This is a genomic window from Pseudoalteromonas sp. P1-8, assembly GCF_001399985.1.
GTDB lineage: Bacteria > Pseudomonadota > Gammaproteobacteria > Enterobacterales > Alteromonadaceae > Pseudoalteromonas.
Genome location: NZ_LJSO01000020.1, coordinates 19,265 through 36,766, shown reverse-complemented (window position 1 = coordinate 36,766; position 17,502 = coordinate 19,265). Strand labels below are relative to the sequence as shown.

Annotated in this window: 14 protein-coding genes; 6 read left to right on the top strand and 8 right to left on the bottom strand. The window is 42.2% G+C overall.

The features are described 5' to 3' along the window. Positions 1-21: 21 nt before the first annotated feature. Positions 22-1,533: a YifB family Mg chelatase-like AAA ATPase gene (locus tag AN213_RS19080; protein WP_055199365.1), complete on the top strand. Its 1,512-nt coding sequence runs from the start codon at positions 22-24 to the stop codon at positions 1,531-1,533. An 8-nt stretch (positions 1,534-1,541) separates the two neighbouring features. Here the strand turns inward: AN213_RS19080 and AN213_RS19075 are convergent, their stop codons facing one another. After that, complete coding sequence (locus tag AN213_RS19075; RefSeq protein WP_055199364.1) at positions 1,542-2,246, bottom strand: response regulator transcription factor; 705 nt, start codon at positions 2,244-2,246, stop codon at positions 1,542-1,544. Positions 2,247-2,411: 165 nt separating this feature from the next. After that, the gene (locus tag AN213_RS19070; RefSeq protein WP_055199363.1) at positions 2,412-4,907 is read right to left on the bottom strand and encodes a S9 family peptidase; all 2,496 of its coding nucleotides are present in this window, start codon (positions 4,905-4,907) and stop codon (positions 2,412-2,414) included. A 144-nt stretch (positions 4,908-5,051) separates the two neighbouring features. On the opposite strand from AN213_RS19070, the gene AN213_RS19065 reads away from it, so the two are divergent. Continuing rightward, on the top strand, positions 5,052-6,116 hold the full coding sequence (locus AN213_RS19065) for a hemolysin family protein (RefSeq protein ID WP_054563948.1): 1,065 nt from the start codon (positions 5,052-5,054) through the stop codon (positions 6,114-6,116). On the opposite strand, the gene AN213_RS19060 is transcribed toward AN213_RS19065, so the two are convergent. Beyond that, positions 6,113-7,333 (bottom strand): EAL domain-containing protein, encoded by a 1,221-nt coding sequence (locus AN213_RS19060; protein WP_054563931.1) that lies wholly within the window; start codon positions 7,331-7,333, stop codon positions 6,113-6,115. The genes AN213_RS19065 and AN213_RS19060 overlap by 4 nt on opposite strands. 175 nt (positions 7,334-7,508) lie before the next feature. Here AN213_RS19060 and AN213_RS19055 point away from each other — a divergent pair, with 175 nt between their 5' ends. Next, positions 7,509-8,525, top strand: coding sequence for a metalloprotease (locus tag AN213_RS19055; RefSeq protein WP_055199362.1), 1,017 nt, complete (start codon positions 7,509-7,511; stop codon positions 8,523-8,525). 50 nt (positions 8,526-8,575) lie between these two features. Here the strand turns inward: AN213_RS19055 and AN213_RS19050 are convergent, their stop codons facing one another. Together AN213_RS19050 and AN213_RS19045 are read right to left on the bottom strand one after the other, a co-directional pair. Continuing rightward, positions 8,576-9,889: a short-chain fatty acid transporter gene (locus AN213_RS19050; protein ID WP_055021747.1), complete on the bottom strand. Its 1,314-nt coding sequence runs from the start codon at positions 9,887-9,889 to the stop codon at positions 8,576-8,578. A gap of 115 nt (positions 9,890-10,004) precedes the next feature. Next, positions 10,005-10,958, bottom strand: a complete 954-nt coding sequence (locus tag AN213_RS19045; protein WP_054563928.1) for a chemotaxis protein CheV — start codon at positions 10,956-10,958, stop codon at positions 10,005-10,007. Positions 10,959-11,103: 145 nt separating this feature from the next. On the opposite strand from AN213_RS19045, the gene AN213_RS19040 reads away from it, so the two are divergent. Together AN213_RS19040 and AN213_RS19035 are read left to right on the top strand one after the other, a co-directional pair. After that, entirely contained in the window at positions 11,104-12,168 is a 1,065-nt protein-coding gene (locus tag AN213_RS19040; RefSeq protein ID WP_054563927.1) for a potassium channel family protein, read from the top strand. A gap of 43 nt (positions 12,169-12,211) precedes the next feature. Next, positions 12,212-12,424 (top strand): hypothetical protein, encoded by a 213-nt coding sequence (locus AN213_RS19035; RefSeq protein ID WP_054563926.1) that lies wholly within the window; start codon positions 12,212-12,214, stop codon positions 12,422-12,424. Positions 12,425-12,450: 26 nt separating this feature from the next. Here the strand turns inward: AN213_RS19035 and AN213_RS19030 are convergent, their stop codons facing one another. Both AN213_RS19030 and AN213_RS19025 read right to left on the bottom strand, forming a co-directional pair. Next, positions 12,451-13,482, bottom strand: coding sequence for a hypothetical protein (locus AN213_RS19030; protein WP_055199361.1), 1,032 nt, complete (start codon positions 13,480-13,482; stop codon positions 12,451-12,453). An 86-nt stretch (positions 13,483-13,568) separates the two neighbouring features. Next, positions 13,569-14,030, bottom strand: coding sequence for an EVE domain-containing protein (locus AN213_RS19025; RefSeq protein ID WP_055199360.1), 462 nt, complete (start codon positions 14,028-14,030; stop codon positions 13,569-13,571). A gap of 79 nt (positions 14,031-14,109) precedes the next feature. Between AN213_RS19025 and tesB the strand changes: the two genes are divergently transcribed. Next, positions 14,110-14,967, top strand: a complete 858-nt coding sequence (tesB, locus tag AN213_RS19020) for an acyl-CoA thioesterase II (protein WP_054552365.1) — start codon at positions 14,110-14,112, stop codon at positions 14,965-14,967. Here tesB and plsB read toward each other — a convergent pair. Continuing rightward, on the bottom strand, positions 14,964-17,414 hold the full coding sequence (gene plsB / locus AN213_RS19015) for a glycerol-3-phosphate 1-O-acyltransferase PlsB (protein ID WP_054563923.1): 2,451 nt from the start codon (positions 17,412-17,414) through the stop codon (positions 14,964-14,966). The two genes, tesB and plsB, sit on opposite strands and share 4 nt — an antisense overlap. Positions 17,415-17,502 lie beyond the last annotated feature (88 nt).

The window sequence follows — 17,502 nt, the reverse complement described above, 5'->3', positions numbered from 1 at the left end:
ATGATAGGGACATCATGGATCGTGTCTTTAGCTAGAATATTTTCACGCGCACAAGTGGGTGTGCAAGCTCCTGAAGTGATTGTAGAAGTACACTTAGGAAATGGCTTGCCCGCTTTTCATATCGTTGGCTTACCTGAAGCGTCAGTCAAAGAGTCGAAAGATAGAGTGCGTAGCGCACTCGAAAACTCTCAGTTTGGTTTTCCAGATCAACGAATAACCGTCAACCTTGCACCTGCTGATTTACCTAAAGAAGGCGGCCGTTTTGACTTGGCTATTGCTGTGGGTATTTTAGTCGCCTCTGGGCAAATAAACTGCCCTGATATTCATCGTTATGAGTTTTACGGAGAGTTGGCTTTAAATGGTGAGGTAAGAGGGGTTAACGCTATTTTACCTTCGGTGTTAGGAGCGAAAGAGCAGGGTCGCTGTTGTTTTTTACCCGCTGAAAACGACAATCTCGCAAGCCTTGTTTCGGGCGTCGCTCGAAAAGCCGTTTACTCCTTACAAGATGTTTGGAATGACTTATTAAATCAGCAACCCCTGCCACTTAATATTAGCTATCCTGAGCAGCAGTCGCAGCGTGACTCGCTACTCGATTTAAGTGATGTGAAAGGCCAACCTGGCGCCAAAAGGGTACTCGAAATAGCAGCCGCTGGTGGCCATAATTTACTGTTTCTTGGCCCTCCAGGTACTGGCAAGTCAATGCTTGCCCAACGTATGCCTACGATTATGCCAACCATGTCGGATGATGAAGCAATTAGCACTGCCGCGTTATATTCGATAATTGGTCAGTCGGTTGATTTATCTAATTGGCGTGAACGCCCCTTCAGAAATCCACATCATACTTGCTCTGCTGTGGCCCTTGTTGGTGGCTCTTCGAACCCTAAGCCGGGAGAAATTTCTCTTGCTCATAATGGTGTACTGTTTTTAGACGAGCTGCCTGAATTTGAGAGAAAAGTGCTCGATTCACTGCGTGAACCAATGGAAACGGGCGTGGTGACTATATCGCGAGCGGCACGACAAATGGAATTTCCATCGCAATTCCAGCTGATCGCCGCATTAAACCCTAGCCCCACAGGAAGCCATACAGATAAGCGTGCAACGCCTGATCAAGTATTGCGGTATTTATCTCGAGTATCTGGACCATTTATCGATAGGATTGATCTACAAATTGAGCTGCCGCGACTCACCAGTAGCCAATTACAGAGCACGCAAGTAGAAGAGAGCAGTGAACAAGTAAGAGCCAGAGTTGAAAGAGCTTATGCAATTCAACTTAACCGGCAAGGCAAAGTGAATGCGCGCTTGAATAATAAAGAAATGAGCATTCATTGTGAGTTGGCAGCTGCTGAGCTGCAGTTTTTAGCAAAAGCCAGCGAAAAACTGGCTTTATCACCACGCTCATATCATCGTGTTATTAAAGTTGCGCGTACCATTAGCGACTTGAAAGCACAGCCAGCAATTACCTTAAATGAATTAAAAGAGGCGCTGAATTATCGCGCCTTTGAGCGGTTAATTAGTCAATTAACGCAGTATTAGATAACTTGCTAAATAGAGAGCATGTAACCTTTGCCGCGAACGGTAACGATACGTTTTTGGTCTTTTTCATCGCTTAATTTTTTACGTAAGCGGCCAATAAGTACATCAACGGTACGATCGCTTGGGCTCCAGTCAGGTTGACCTATTTCTTCGGAAATTTTTTCACGTGATGTCGCTTTACCTGCATTTGCAATAAGGCAAATAAGTACCTTGTGCTCTGCTTCGGTGAGACGAGACTCTTCACCATTAGGGGTCACTAATGTGCGGTTATCTGGGTGCAGTTTAAAGTCGGCATATTCAATAAACTCTTCACTCTCATCATCTTGCTGAGAGCCTTTTATGCGCTTAAAAAGGGCGCGCATTCTTAGTTCAAGCTCTAGTAAGTCAACCGGCTTGCAAATATAGTCATCGGCACCTTGTGCAAGGCCTGCAATACGGTCAGCTTGCGAGTCACGACTAGACAGCACAATAACACCAATATCTGTTAGTGCATTAAGTTCTTTGGCAAGCAAAAGCCCATCGCGTTTTGGTAACACAATGTCGATAACGGCTAGAGAAACTGCTTTTTTAGTTGAAGCACGCGTTTGCACAATGCTTAATGCATCGGCCCCCGTTGAATCTACCTCAATATTAAACTCAGTTTCTTTGAAATGATTAAGAATGCGTTTAACGAGTAGTTCGTCGTCTTCAACCAATAAAACTTGAATAGTCATTCGCTTTAATTTCACACTTGATTTGTTGTTATGTTAGCACTGTATAGCAAAGGCTGAGAAGTGTATTGGCGAGGTTTGTAACTATTTCTTACAATTTAATGGCTTAGCTATAGTTGAAAAGGGTGAAAGCTGAGCACTCGCACAGTACTCAGCCAAGTTATTAATCTACTTTTCAGGATAAAGATATTGCCACCATTGTGGCTGATCTTTTAAGTTTTTATCGAAATAAGCCAACATGGTATTCCACCAGTCGAAACGTTTATCTCGAGCAAAAATTTGGTGATCTGCACCTTTGTACTCAATCAGGTCAACATCTTTACCTAATAACTTTAATGCGGTGTACATATTGTGGCTTTCACCAACTGGTACGTTGGTATCCGAATCCCCATGAAGGAGTAATAGCGGCGTTGTTACTTTGTCAGCATGAAACACCGGGCTGTGCTGGCTATAAAGTGTAGGATTGTTCCACGGGTAGCTATTTTTAGATGCCTCAGCTGAGTATAAGTAACCCCACCAACCTTGGCCCCAGTACGAGGTGATATTTGAAATTCCAGCATGAGCAATCGATGCACTGAACATATCTGTTTTAGTTGCGAGTAGCATGGTCATAAAGCCACCGTAAGAGGCTCCTAAATTACCTACACGCTTACTATCTACAAAGCTATATTTATCTAAAAAGGCTTTTGTGCCGTCGATGATGTCGTTGGCGGTGTATTCACCCCATGCGTTGACGTGTTTAGCCGAGAACTCTTGGCCAAAGCCGGTTGCGCCAGTAGGTTGTACAACGTAAACAACATAACCATGCTCAGCCCATAGGTTAAATGGGTAGCGACCGGTAAAACCACGAGTTACTGGCGATGTACCGCCATAATAATAAACCAGCGCAGGATATTGTTTATTGCTATCTAAATCATGCGGTAAATAAACGCGACCCTTAATTTCAATGCCATCTTTATTAGTAAAGTTAAACTCTTCCAATGAGGCTACATGCGTATTTTCATAGCCAATTGGCTTAGAGTCCCACATTACTTTAGCGCGGCTCTTACCTAAGCTTAGTTGTTTTAACTGCTGAGGTGTTGACGCTGTGGTGCCGGTAACCAAAATGCGCGGGGTGCGTTCGTGTGAATAGCTAACTTGCTCAACAACATCAAAGCCCGTATTCACTTTATTAAAACGCTTTTTGCTTAAGTCGAATTGATAAAGTTGTACAGTATCTTGCTCGGTAACTTTAATCAGTGCATCACCGTTTTTAAGAACGTTTAACTGGCCGATAGCCGGGTTAAACTCTTTACTTAAAGGGGTTGCTTTTTTACCGTCACGGCTGAGTAAATAAAGTTGACCATCATAGTTATTAGCAAGCATTCCTTTAGGAAGATTGCGACCTAAGCCATTATTAAAATCTGGTCCGGCAGTGACATAAATTCCGTCGTCAGTATATTTAGCCTGATTAAATGTTTTGTATTGACCAAGTACCGTAAGAGCCGATGAAGCTAAGTTTAGCTCAACAAGTTCTGTTGCTGGCTGTGGTGAGAGTTGCATAGCTTGTGCTGAGCGGCTCATTAAGACGTGACCGCTTTTAGCGTCAAAATCTTCAAGTGAATGGCTAAGTGGTCCTTGGCTTAAGGTTTTGCTTAGACCTGTTGATATATCGAGTAAATAGACTTGCGATGTAGTACGAGCATAAGACCAACGGTCTTGCAGGCCTTGATAATGTTTAGTGAGCTTGCCATTGTCTGTTGGGGACTTTGACCAACTAAAAATTAAGCTGTTGTTATCAAAAAACTGAAAGCCATTTGCACCAGAGAGGTTTTTAGCAATGACGCTAAGTTGCATGGTTTTTAGGTTCAAACGCTTAAGCTCGCCATCTAATAAATACACTAAACTTTTGCTATCTGGGCTCCAAGTAATGTTACTTGGTTGGGCTGACTCAAAGCGATAAAGTGTATTGTTTTTTTCGTCTTTAAGTTCAGTAACATATTGCGCTTGATTAGCGCTTGCATCTTCGTAATGACGTTGGCTAGTAATGAAGTAATCGCCATTTGGTGCCATTGAAATATAACTGACCGTTGGCGCATCAAATAATTGTTTAGCAGACAAACCGTGTTGTTGTTTAGCACTAAATTGCACAGCGTCTAGTTCTGACTTAGCCGTAAAATCAAGCTCAACCTCATTCCAGTTGGCTACTTGCTCAGTGATGATAACAAACTGATGATCGCCTTGGCTTAAAGCTAGCTCATAGCTTTTATTTTTTTCTGTTTGCTTTTCACCATCAATAAATAGCTGTGCGTTTTCAATGCCTTTAAGTGTTAATGAGCCTTGGCTAAAACGCTCTGTCGAGGCGGTAAATTTGAGTGCTTGCAAACCACCAAGTGTTAGCGCGCTCACTTTGTCGAATGATTGCCAGTCAAGCTCATTACCAAAAACGCGTATGCTATCGGTGCTTTTTTGCAAGCTAGGTAATAGGTTAGCAATAATGGCATCGCGATGATCCGTTTGATATGGCTTAAGTTGCATATCTTCGCCAAGAGGGCCAATAAATTGCACCGCTGATTTATCAATGACATCGGCCATCGCTGTATTACTTAACGCACATAACGCTAATGCACTGAATGTTGTTTTTAGCTTGGCTGATTGGCTTAGCCAAGTAGTTGAAAGTGTCATAGTTTCGCCTGTTGAAGGTAATTTAAACCAATATAGCACGCTGCAAATTACCCAAAAAGTGCTCTGCGTTAGATTGCAGTCGGGTTTGAGCTTGTGGTTTTCAATTGCTATGGTGAGCAGGTTAACTTTTTAAGAGGGCTTACAGTGACATTGTTACTTGTTTATATGTTTGTTGCCATTGCGGTTTCGTTTTTGTGCTCAGTGATGGAGGCGGTACTGTTAAGTATTACGCCCAGTTATGTTGCCATGCTCAGAAAGCAACAACCACAATTAGCAAAACGTGTTGGTAAGCTTAAAGACAATATAGACCAACCTTTAGCTGCAATACTTACGTTAAATACCATAGCGCACACAGCAGGTGCCGCTGGCGTTGGCGCACAAGCTGCAGTGGTGTTTTCAGATGCTGCGGTTGGTGTTGCCTCTGCAATTATGACGCTATTGGTACTAGTGCTTTCTGAAATTATTCCTAAAACATTAGGAGCTAATTATTGGCGAGGATTAACACCCATTGTTAGTGTGAGCCTAATTTGGTTGGTGTTTATTCTAAAACCCTTTGTGTGGTTTGCAGACATTTTAACGCGCTTTTTGGGGCGTAATTACGATGAAGCCTATTATATTCGCCAAGAGATTGAAGCCATGGCTGATATCGGTACTGAGTCTGGAGCACTTGGGCAAGATGAATCTGAAATCATTCGTAGCCTGCTGCACTTTCGTCATGCCAAACTCGATACCTTAATGACACCACGTACGGTGCTTTTTAAAGTGCATAAAGACTTAACCGTAAACCAATACTTGGCGGAGCATGGTTCTTCTTCGTTCTCTAGAGTATTGGTTTATGACAAAAATGGTGATGATATTATTGGTTTTGTGCATAAAAATGACATTATGCTGGCTTATCACCGTCTGGGTGAAGACTATAAAATTAGCAAGCTTGTTAAGCCTATTTACACCGTACCAGAAACCTTGCATGTGCCGACCTTACTCGAAACCTTACTATCTGAGCGCACGCATATTTGTTTAGTCGTGGATGAATATGGTGATGTACAAGGTATTGTCACTCTTGAAGATTTAATTGAAGCATTAATGGGGCTCGAAATTGTTGATGAACATGATCAATCAGCCAATATGCAAAAAGTCGCCAAACAGCGTTGGCGACAACGCTTAGCATCGAGTAATACCATCGTTAGTGACGATAAGCGTAAACCTTAGCGGCGATGTCCTGCTGCAGTTTTTACCATTTGCCGCCATGAGAGTGACCAATTTAAAAAGTCTTCTTTAGCTTTCGGGCGGCACAGCAAAAAGCCCTGCATTAAAATAAACTCTTTGTAGCGGTCGAGGTATTCAAGTTCTTCAACTCGTTCAATCCCTTCGGCCACAATAGCGAGATCTTCTTGTATCGCTATATTCACCAAGCTACTAACAATCACTTGGGAAAACTGATCGGTTTCAATATTGCTAATCAAGGTGCGATCGATCTTAATTTCGGTAAACGGTAGTGTTTTTAGCTGCTGAACATTGGTAAATCCTGTACCAAAATCATCAAGAGAAATACCAAAACCGCGCATTCGTAAACGGTTGAGTGTTTCGAGTTGTGCAGTGCTGCGTAGAGCATACTGTTCGGTAATTTCTAAAATAACTTCACTGGGTGTTAGGTTGTTAAGGTGCAGTATTAAAGCCAGTTTATCTGGGCAGCTTAAGTCCTCGAGCTGCGAAGGAGATAAGTTAAACGCCAGTTTTAAGTTAGGATCAAACTGCTCTTTGATTTCTGCAAAATCGTTAGTGGCTTTTTCAAACAATTGAAAAGTAATAAGGTTTATTAAATCTAGGTCTTCAGCGATACAAATGAAGCGCTCCGGTAAGATAATTTCATCTGCTTGGCTTGTGTTGATACGGGCAAGCACCTCAATACTTTCAACCCGATTATCGTGGCGATTTATCTTAGGTTGATAAAACGGAATAATTTCATTATGACTGATGGCATGTAGTAGCAGTGACTCAGAAATAGGGGTTTTTGTACGCTCAACATGAATAGCAAAGTGCTCAAGCTTTTGCAGTAGTAAATACACTTGATTGAGTTGCACTGGTTTAGTGACGTTACCAATTAAGTGAGCGTTATGTTTACGAGCAAGGTCTGCTGCAAGGTCTATAACTTTAGGATCCATCTCAGAAATAATGGCAATTGCACCTTGGTATTTCATAGCGCCTAAGTGACGAATAAGCTCCATACCATCCATATCTGGCATATTGAGGTCGGTAAAAATAGCATCAAAGAATCGAGGTGCTTTTTTAATTTTTTCTAAAGCTTCTTCTGCACTTAGGCAGGTTGTGATGTGCGGAACCTCAAGCTCATTCAAAATGGCATGCATAACAATCAGGATGGCTTTTGAGTCATCCACTACGAGAATGTGTCTATTTGACTTCACCATATTCACTCCATGAACAAGAACGCTATAGTTAAAAGTAGTAGATAAACGGTGTTTCGTCATGTTTTTTGCTTGTTTTGTGGTGCGAAAAGTATACCTCCTTGTACCTAAAGGAAATTCGTAATTTTGTAAGGCCTCAGTATAATAGCCGCACTTTTTATTCGTATTTATAAGAACTATGGTCAGACTTCAGCTGAGCCTCGCAGACGAAACCTTTATTTTGCATTTAAACGGCTCACAGTTAATTCAGCTTTTTCATCAACAACAAGCAATTGCCTTCGATAATCCAGAGTCAGATCTTTATGAGTTTGATTTTCAGGGGCAGCGTATTGGCCTTGATACTAGTAAAGTGCAGGAAAAAAGCTTAGCAATCTTTGTTAACCAGCAGCAGGTGAGCCAACTTGCTTTACCTGAGTTACAAGAAGCTGAACCAAAACGCGGCATTATTGGTTTGCTGGCACTGGGCTTTAAATTATTCAAAAGTGCAAAAGTCGTCAAAGCGGCTTTAGCGGGTGCTTCGGTGGCAGGCTATGCGTGGTTATTCTCAATCGAGTTTGCCTTGATGCTAATTGCTTGCTTGGTGGTGCATGAATATGGTCATGTGCGCGCTATGAAATATTTTGGCATTAAAACTAAAGGTATTTACCTTATTCCCTTTGTCGGTGGTTTGGCTGTTTCTGATGATAAAATTACCACCCGGTGGCAAGACGTGGTGATCTCACTCATGGGGCCCGCTTTTGGCTTAATTACCTCAGTGCTGGGAGTGGTGCTTTACTACGCCACAGAAATGGAAATATTCGCAGGTGTGGCGGTACTTAGTGCACTGTTAAACCTATTTAACTTGTTACCTATTCTGCCCTTAGATGGCGGCCATGTACTTAAAAGCATCAGTTTTTCGATGCGTTCATGGATAGGCCTTAGTGTGTGTTTATTAGGTGTGTTATTTGGCTTGTGGTTAAGCTATACCTTCGGCTTGATGCTACTGGTGTTTTTCTTATTTGTAGGAGCACTTGAGATTATCTTTGAGTGGCGCGGACGTCACTACTCACACCTCATCCCTCTCGATACTTATGGACAAGGTTTTTCAGCGGTAATGTACGCACTGGTTGTTGCAGGTCACGTTGCGGTGATGATGCACTTTGCTGACTCAGAAAGCCCAATCCTCAGCTTACCAATGAAGATTTTAGCAAGTTAGCATGCACCGCCAGATATTAGGAAGTGTTTTTAACACTTCCTAATATCGTGTTAAGGGTAAAAACTCAGCATTAACGATATAAACACGCCGGTGATGATCAGCTGCACAAGACAAAAGCCCATGATGTCTTTGGCTTTTAAGCCGGCAATAGCAAGTACGGGGAGTGCCCAGAACGGCTGAATAAGGTTAGTCCAAGCATCGCCCCATGCGACAGCCATAGCCACCCGTGGCATATCTGCGCCAAGTGTTTGTGCTGCAGGAATGACAATTGGCGCTTGCACTGCCCATTGGCCGCCACCTGATGGCACAAAAATATTCACAAACCCTGCACTTAAAAAACTCCAAAAAGGCAGTGTTTCGGCTGTTGCAATGGCAATAAATCCTTCAGAGATTTGTTGAGCAAGTCCCGTTTTTACCATAATCGCCATGATCCCCGCATAAAATGGAAATTGAATCACAATACCAGCGCCACTAGGGATTGCTTGCTGTAAGCTACTAAGTAAATTATGCGGTGTTTGATGCAGTAAAATTGCGCTAAATAAGAAAATTGCGATCACGCTATTTAAGTTTAAGCCGCCTCCGTTTAGCACAAAATAATAGAATAAATAGGCAAGACCAAAGGCACCTACCCCCATACCAAGCAAACGACTATGCTCTATTACTTCAGCAGGGCGGGTAGGCGTATCTGCTTGCTGTGATTCATCTTCAAGCTTTGCAGGGTCAACATACACACTGTCTTTTTCGCTCGGCAACATATAGCGATTTACCAGCGGCATGACGATAAACAAGCCCACAACAATAGCGATATTAAATGCCGAAAAAATCGTGTTTTCGGTGCCTATTACCCCAATACTTTGCTCTGCAAAGTGGCCATCGGTTGCGATTGTCAGCGGCACTGAACCGGCTAAGCCGCCATGCCAAACAATAAAACCCGAATAGGCACTGGCCACTAACAAACGGTAATCAACGCGGGTATGTTTCGCAATTGCTTTGGCGAACAAAGCGCCAATCACTAAACCAAAGCCCCAATTTAGCCAGCTTGCTAATAAAGACACGAGTGTAACGAGTATGATCGCTTTAGCAGGGCTGTTGGCAAGAGTCGCGAGTTTGTTGAGTATACTGCGCATTACCGGGGTGCTCGCTAGCATGTAGCCCGTTAGCAGCACTAGCAGCATTTGCATGGCAAATTGTAATAGGTTCCAAAATCCACCACCCCAAGCCGCGAGCACTTGCGTGGGCGTTGACGGCGTAAAGAGGCTCGCAACGATAAAGCTCAGCAAGGTGAGTAATATAACAAATACAAACGGGTCGGGTAGATAACGCTCTACTAGTTTAGTGAATGGTTTAGCAACGCGATTTAGCATAGTTTTTATTGTTGTCGTGGAATCGATAATGCCAATAAATCATGATTAACGATGATTGGCAAATTGCGACGTCGTTGCTTTAGCTTATGCCTTTAAAAACTGATGCTAAATGCGCTTACTGTGAATCTTGCTCTAGCACGGCTTTTAAGCGGGCTTGAACTTCTTCTACTAATAGTATTGGCTGGAACTTTGATAAGAAGGCATTACAGCCAACCTTCTCAACTAAAGCTTGGTTAAAGCTACCACTCAAAGATGTATTAAGCACAATATGTAGGTTCTTCATTCGGCTGTCGTTACGAATTTCGTGTGTTAAACGGTAGCCATCCATTGCTGGCATTTCAGCATCGGTGATCACCATGAGTAGCTCTTTCTCAACATCTTTGCCTTGATCAGCCCAGCCTTTTAGCATTTCGAGTGCTTCAAGTCCGTTACGAGCAGGTATGATTTCGATGCCAAGTTGCGACAAGGTATCGCTTACTTGCTTACGAGCAGTTGGCGAATCATCGGCGTGAAGAATTTTGCGGCCTGCAAACTCGTTCACGATGCTTTTATCTAGAATGTCTTCAGATATTTGAACTTCGTACTCAACGATTTCGGCGAGCACTTTTTCTACATCGATAATTTCAACCAGCTGCTCTTGGCCATCGCGTTTTACTTTAGTTAAGGCTGTTAGGTAATGATTTTTACCAATTGCAGTTGGTGGCGGCATAATATCTGACCATGTCATATTGATGATTTGATCAACTTTACCAATTAAAAAGCCTTGCACGGTACGATTGTATTCAGTGATAACGAGGTTTGTATCTTCGATGTGTTTAGCTTCAGGCATGTTTATCGCTTTGCGCAAATCAATCACCGGAATTGATTCGCCACGAATATTTACAACCCCAGAAACTTTAGGGTGGGCGTGGGGAATTTTGCTAATTTGCGGTAACTTCACCACTTCTTTAACTTTAAACACATTGAGAGCGAATAAGTGGCGACTGTGTAGGTAAAATAGTAAAAGCTCTAAGCGGTTTTCACCGACCAGTTGCGTACGCTTATCGACGGAAGCAAGAACACCTGACATATTTCACCCTAAACACCTAATACAGAGATAGTATAGTCTACTATCATTTTTCATCGACATGCATTAGTAATTTTCCATCAGTTGCCAAAGAGCAAGCATTACAGTACCGTATCGATAATTTCTTCCACTATAAATCGCAAGGATTATGCATCATATATTTAATCGTTTAGTGGTACTTATTCGCAGTCACATTGATCAAGTAAGTTGGCAGGCTGTGGTATTTACTACGCTTTTGCATATGCTACTTATTTGGTGGCTGCTTATGCTTGCAGGAGAGCAAGCGCTCACACCACTTAGTACTTATTTTTATTATTATGTAGTAACTACATCTACAGTTGGCTATGGCGATTTTAGCGCGAGCACTGAGCTTGGCCGTTGGATTGTCGCATTACTGCAAATACCTTTTGGTTTAGCATTATTTGGCGTTCTGTTAGGAAAAACAGGGCAAACAGTAACTTATTTAATTAGGCGCGCTATGACGGGTGATAAAAGCTTCGCACATATAAACAATCACATTATTATTTTTGGTTGGCATGATACACGTACTAAAAAGATGGTTGACTATATCTTGGCCGATCATAAACGCTTAGATCGTCGTATTTTATTGGCGGTTACTGAGCAAATGGAACATCCGTTTTTAGCAAATCCTATGGTTGATTTTGCTCGTCTAAGTAGCTTTACTGACCTAGATGAGTTGAAAAGAATTGCCATTGATCGCGCCGACAAAATTATTATTGATGGCCAAGACGATGACCAAACGTTTACAACAGCCCTGCGTATTAGCAAGTTGGTCAATGAACAGTGCCACATTAGCGCACACTTTACTGATGAAACTAAAATCGAAATGCTACATGAGCATTGCCACAATGTAGAATGTAGCAGTGCTAAGTCAGCCGAGATACTAGTGCGTTCAATGCAAGACCCAGGTTCAAGCCGGGTGCAAGAAGAGCTGTTATCAACACTTCATGGTGATACTCAGTTTAGTTTACCAATTCCAAAAGGCGTGCAAGCAATGGAGTTTGGCAAGCTGTTTCATCACTTTAAATATAGTCACGATGCTATACTGCTGGGTGTAGCACATAATTTGAGTGCAAAAAATATGGACTTAAACCCGCCACTTGATTATGTAGTAAGTGAGGGAGATATTTTGCATTATATTGCTGCGGAGCGTGTTTTGAGTGACGAAGTTGATTGGTCTGCGTTGGTATAGTACCAATCCGCAATAATACTTTTAATTAAGCGAATTGGTATTTATGAACGAAGTTGTGTTTTTAATTATTGTACTCAGTGCCTACATTTTACCTGTGGTCATTGTGCTCAATAGTAAACGCACACAAGGCCACGAAAAGAATGCTTGGTTAATAGGTATCATCTTCTTTTCGTGGTTAGCTTTGGTAATGTATTTAACAATCATCCCTAAACACGGGCGAGTCAAAAAGCACCGTAAAGTAAAACCTAAGGGTTAACTCTCCTCAAACTTACAGCAGCTGTATCATTTCAACTGTTTTAGTTTATGGTCTATCACAGGATCATCGGGTGAGAGTTGCTGCGCCACTTCTAAGACCTTAATTGCATCGTTTGGGTGCTCATCTTGATGTTTGATTGCAACATCAATCAGCGGTTGCACATCAATCGCATCTTTTTGCTCTTGCATGTGCTCGGCTTTTTCTTCAGCTAAAATTGTATGCGCGGTGCTCAGTAAGGCTAAACGATGTGGCGAACTCTTGTTTGCCTTATTTAGACGACGATAATAATCTTCTTTAAAGCGCAGCGTTTTGGTTTGCTGGCGGAATTGGGCTATATCAACTTGCTGGTGGCTAATAAAATCAACAGCAACATCTTTATAAAAACCAAACTTATTTAAATATGTTGCATGAACACTATGGCCCATACCAAACACGCGTAAGTGGGTTAGTTGTGGGTAACGTTTAGCATGAGCTCGGTCGATGCGATTCGTTGGGTCGTAAATAATATAACCCTTTGCATGGCCTAAATCTAAATCGTGGTAGTCACCGTTCCAATCAAATTTTTGCGCGATGTCGGTACTTGAACGGTCATCCCATGGCGCTTTTTCTTTGTTTTTTGTGCTAACTGGGTGAAAGAGTAAAACCTTGTCTAGCTTTAATAGATTGGCAAAGGCACCAACGGCAAAGCCTCCTCGACTCAAACCATAACCTAATCGCTCTTTGAACCCGCCAATCAGTGGTGCTAGCTGCTCAATGAAAAACAACAGATTACGGTGTCTAAACCAGTTGCTAATGCCTAAATGTTGAAAGGCGATGATATTCACATCTTGCTTTTTCGCGAGCTTATAAGCCCAAGGCGAAAAATCATCATTGATATCATGTTCTTGATAATTTGTTCCAGCAGGAGAGAAGGTAATTAGCAGGGGCTTATTGGCATCAATGATATGGTATTTCACATAAACGTCGCCGAGCAAATCACCGCCAGTCATAGGAACACGGCTTTGTTGCTCATCGCGTGGGAGATTGGTCCATTCCTCTAACCAATACAATAATTTCATACACCCCCCCTTAGTACCTCTAAAATAAAGGGGCGAAATTATAGCAAAAATAGCAGCTCATTAAAAATGGCCGCTACTTTATATGCTTAGCCCTCGCTCATTGCGATGATCTGTTGCCAGTCATGTTCAGTTACAGGCATTACTGACAATCGACCACCTTTTTTAAGGGCGATTTCGGTAATTGACTCATTGGCTTTAATCGCCTGCAGGCTAACTAGCTTTTTAAGGTGTGCTTGATATTGCACATCGACTACAAACCATCGCGGGTTATCAGCAGTTGCTTTGGCATCGTAGTAATCGCTATTTAAATCAAACTGTGTTGGGTCGGCATAGGCTTCGCGAGTTACCGTAGCGATACCTGCAACACCCACCTGTTTGCAACTTGAATGATAAATCATCACCAAGTCACCTTGCTTGATACCATCGCGCAGAAAGTTGCGGGCTTGATAATTACGCACGCCATCCCACATAGAGGTTTGCTCAGGTGCGTTTTTTAGATCATCAATTGAAAATGCATCGGGTTCGGTTTTAAAAAGCCAATAAGCCATAATGAGGTGCTCTTACAAAGATTTACTTCCAATTAGTCTATAGTATCATTAAACGCTTGTCGGGATTGAGGATAAATAAATGAGCCAAGTATTAGATGACCTACTGTCATTAATGTCGTTAGAAGAGATTGAGCAAGGCTTGTATCGCGGGCAAAGCCAAGATTTAGGATTTAGAGCTGTATTCGGTGGCCAAGTAATGGGCCAAGCTCTATCTGCCGCAAAAGAAACATTACCACAAGGGCGTATTGTTCACTCTTTACACTCTTACTTTTTGCGCCCAGGTGATGCTGCAAAGCCGATTGTCTATGATGTAGAGAATATCCGTGATGGTAAAAGTTTTAGTACTCGCCGTGTAAAAGCAATTCAATATGGTAAGCCGATTTTTTACATGACCGCTTCTTTCCAAGGTGAAGAAGAAGGCTTATCACACCAAGCGCAGATGCCTGATGTACCACAGCCTGAAGAACTAAAGTCATCGCTTGAATTTTACCAAGCAAATGCAGAGCTTATTCCTGAACCAATTCGAAATAAGTTCATCCGTGAAGTGCCAATTGAAATGCGTCCTGTGACCTTTCATAACCCATTCAAACCACAAGTAATGGAGCCCGTTAAGCATATTTGGTTTAAAGCTAATGGTGAGATGCCTGACGATCAGCGCATTCATAATTACTTACTTGCGTACGCATCTGACTTTGAATTTTTACCAACTGCATTACAGCCGCACGGGGTATCGTTTATGCAGCCGAATATGCAGGTTGCAACGATTGACCATGCAATGTGGTTTCACCGTCCGTTTAGACTAGACGATTGGATTTTATATTCGATTGATAGCCCAAGTGCGAGCTCTGGTCGTGGTTTGGTGCGAGGTCAGTTCTTTGACCGTCAAGGCAATTTGGTTGCCTCAACGATCCAAGAAGGGGTCATGCGTCAGCGTTAATCTTTTATGTGCTGAGCTTGGCTTTGCACTATATCGTCAATTGACTGCCAGACCCGTGCTGGCAGCAATGCTTTAAGATATAAATACACTTCACACAGCTCATTGCTGCCCGTTAAGCCTTGCTCTGTTTCGGTAATTAGCTTTTGCTCTCGCAAGCTTGAAATAAAACCAATAAGTACTTTTTTGTCGAAGAACTCAGGGGTTTTAATGCCGTGCAAGGTGCCTAAGCGCTCTGCTAACACTTGGCTTTCATGTTCAAGTTCTTCACGCTCAATACCACTGCTAGTTTGAATAAAACCAACCACGATAGCGTAGCGTTGTAGTGTTAAGCTTAGGGCACGACCGAGCATTTCGAGTTTCGCTAAGCAGTCGTTGCTGTTAGTGATCTTGATATTATCGCCATCAATTTCAATCAGGTCTTGATCAACGAAGCTTGCGAGTACGCGAGTAATGTAGTTTTCATCTAACTCATGCAAGAACCACTCTTTGGCAAACAACGGGTAAAAACGTGCAATCAAGGCTTGGCAATCAGCCATGGTAGTTTGATGTGCTTTGAATAAATGCAGCGCCAATAAGCTCGGTACTGCAAATAAGTGCAACACGTTATTACGGTAGTAGTTGAACAGTGTTTTTTCTTTATCGTTAATCGCGATAATTTCGCCAAACTCGTCACTGATCACATCAAACTTATTAAGTTTAAGTGCATGCTCTAATAGCTGCTCGGCGCTTTCGTCTGGTGTGGTCACCTTTTCACTGTAGCTTGCGCTACGTTGTAAATGTAAATAAAACTCAAGCTGAGCTATCAGCTTAGGTTTACTTAGCGCGTGTTTATCATTTACCAGTAATATCATCGCAAGTAGATTCACTGCATTGAGTGCAGCGGCGCTATTAATATTAACCATTACCTTATCAGCGAGGTTAGCGACTTGTGGTCCAAGCCATTGTGGTTTCTGAACATCAGTTGGGTGAATCGACTCTCGCCAATCAGGTTGTTGATCATTGAGATATTGGTTTATCGATATAGGGTCGCCAAAGTTTAAATAACCACGACCATAGTTTTTAAGGTTTTTAATTGCCTTAAAGATACCTAATACCGACTCACCTTTTTTATCGTTACCGGCAAGCTCTTTTAAGTAAGTATTAATTTCCATTACGTGCTCATAACCAATGTATACAGGCACAATTGAAATAGGGCGGTCTATGCCACGTAACATGGCTTGTAATGTCATGGCGAGCATACCTGTTTTTGGCGGTAACAACCGACCAGTACGGCTACGACCACCTTCAGTGTAAAACTTTACTGAATAGCCTTTGATAAATAACTGGCTCAGGTACTCTTTAAATACTGACGAATACAATTTATTGCCCGCGAATGAGCGGCGAATAAAGAAAGCACCACTGCGACGGAAAATCCCTCCTGCCGGGAAGAAGTTTAAGTTAATACCCGCAGCGATATGTGGCGGAACTAACCCTAAATGGTAAATAGAATAGGTCAGCAATAAGTAATCCATATGCGATCGGTGACATGGCATATAGATAATTTCGTGGCCTTTATCTGTAAGCTCATGCACCTGCTCAGAAAACTTAATATCAATCCCATTATAAAGCTTATTCCACAGCCAAGTTAAAATACGGTCTGCAACACGAATGGTGGCATCGCTATAATTGGCGGCAATCTCATCAAGTAGCTTCAGCGCATTTTGGCGAGCTTGCTCTTGGCTGATGTTTTTTTCTTTCGCTTCTATTTGAATTGCTTTTTTTATTGTTGGTGAGGCAAGTAGCGAATTAAATAGCTGCTCACGTGATGGCATTTTCGGGCCTGTCGCTGCCAATTTTTGACGACGAAAGTGCACGCGGGCTACACGTAATAGTTTATGCGGTAGCTCATCAACCTCAGCTTTTTCATTGACCAATAACGATAAATCGAGCGGCTGACTAAAGCGAATAAAGTTATCGCGCCCAGAAAATAGCAACACAAAGAATTTACGAAACCAGCTAGGTGTTAATGAATGAGACACCAAAGTACCTAAACCTGGCTTTTCTTTACCCGGATTACGACCCCATAAAATCGTCACCGGGATCACTTGGACGTTTTTCTCACCTGATTGCATCAGGTGGTCAATAATTTGTTTGCCTTGCTGCAGGGCATTGCTTGGTTTGCTTTTATTACCAAATAGCGGTGGTGGGTTTTGAATACCGATAAAGCGATCAAGTTCTGCATTACCTAATAACTGCTCTTCGGTCGGGTTAGGTAAGCCGTATTTTTTACATACCCTTGCCAGTGCAGCTAAATCAGAGCGTGCATTTAGCCTAACAATATAAAAAGTAGGGTTGGCTGGGTTTAGGTTGTATTGTTCAATCGGATTCTCTGGCAACACCTTACTTTTTACAAACAAGCGGTTCATACCGGCAGAAATGAAATTTAAACAACGATTAATGATACGCATCAACTCACCAAAGTTATTAGTAGATATTAAATAGACCGAGTCTGGTCAAAAATAAGCGGCATAGAATAACAATTATTAACTGGACTGA

What these genes read in the sequence shown, in the direction of transcription:
- AN213_RS19075 (WP_055199364.1), bottom strand. Translation starts at nt 2,246, where the DNA reads ATGACTATTCAAGTTTTATTGGTTGAAGACGACGAACTACTCGTTAAA.
- AN213_RS19070 (WP_055199363.1), bottom strand. Translation starts at nt 4,907, where the DNA reads ATGACACTTTCAACTACTTGGCTAAGCCAATCAGCCAAGCTAAAAACA.
- AN213_RS19060 (WP_054563931.1), bottom strand. Translation starts at nt 7,333, where the DNA reads ATGGTGAAGTCAAATAGACACATTCTCGTAGTGGATGACTCAAAAGCC.
- AN213_RS19055 (WP_055199362.1), top strand. Translation starts at nt 7,509, where the DNA reads ATGGTCAGACTTCAGCTGAGCCTCGCAGACGAAACCTTTATTTTGCAT.
- AN213_RS19050 (WP_055021747.1), bottom strand. Translation starts at nt 9,889, where the DNA reads ATGCTAAATCGCGTTGCTAAACCATTCACTAAACTAGTAGAGCGTTAT.
- AN213_RS19045 (WP_054563928.1), bottom strand. Translation starts at nt 10,958, where the DNA reads ATGTCAGGTGTTCTTGCTTCCGTCGATAAGCGTACGCAACTGGTCGGT.
- AN213_RS19040 (WP_054563927.1), top strand. Translation starts at nt 11,104, where the DNA reads ATGCATCATATATTTAATCGTTTAGTGGTACTTATTCGCAGTCACATT.
- AN213_RS19035 (WP_054563926.1), top strand. Translation starts at nt 12,212, where the DNA reads ATGAACGAAGTTGTGTTTTTAATTATTGTACTCAGTGCCTACATTTTA.
- AN213_RS19030 (WP_055199361.1), bottom strand. Translation starts at nt 13,482, where the DNA reads ATGAAATTATTGTATTGGTTAGAGGAATGGACCAATCTCCCACGCGAT.
- AN213_RS19025 (WP_055199360.1), bottom strand. Translation starts at nt 14,030, where the DNA reads ATGGCTTATTGGCTTTTTAAAACCGAACCCGATGCATTTTCAATTGAT.
- tesB (WP_054552365.1), top strand. Translation starts at nt 14,110, where the DNA reads ATGAGCCAAGTATTAGATGACCTACTGTCATTAATGTCGTTAGAAGAG.
- plsB (WP_054563923.1), bottom strand. Translation starts at nt 17,414, where the DNA reads ATGCGTATCATTAATCGTTGTTTAAATTTCATTTCTGCCGGTATGAAC.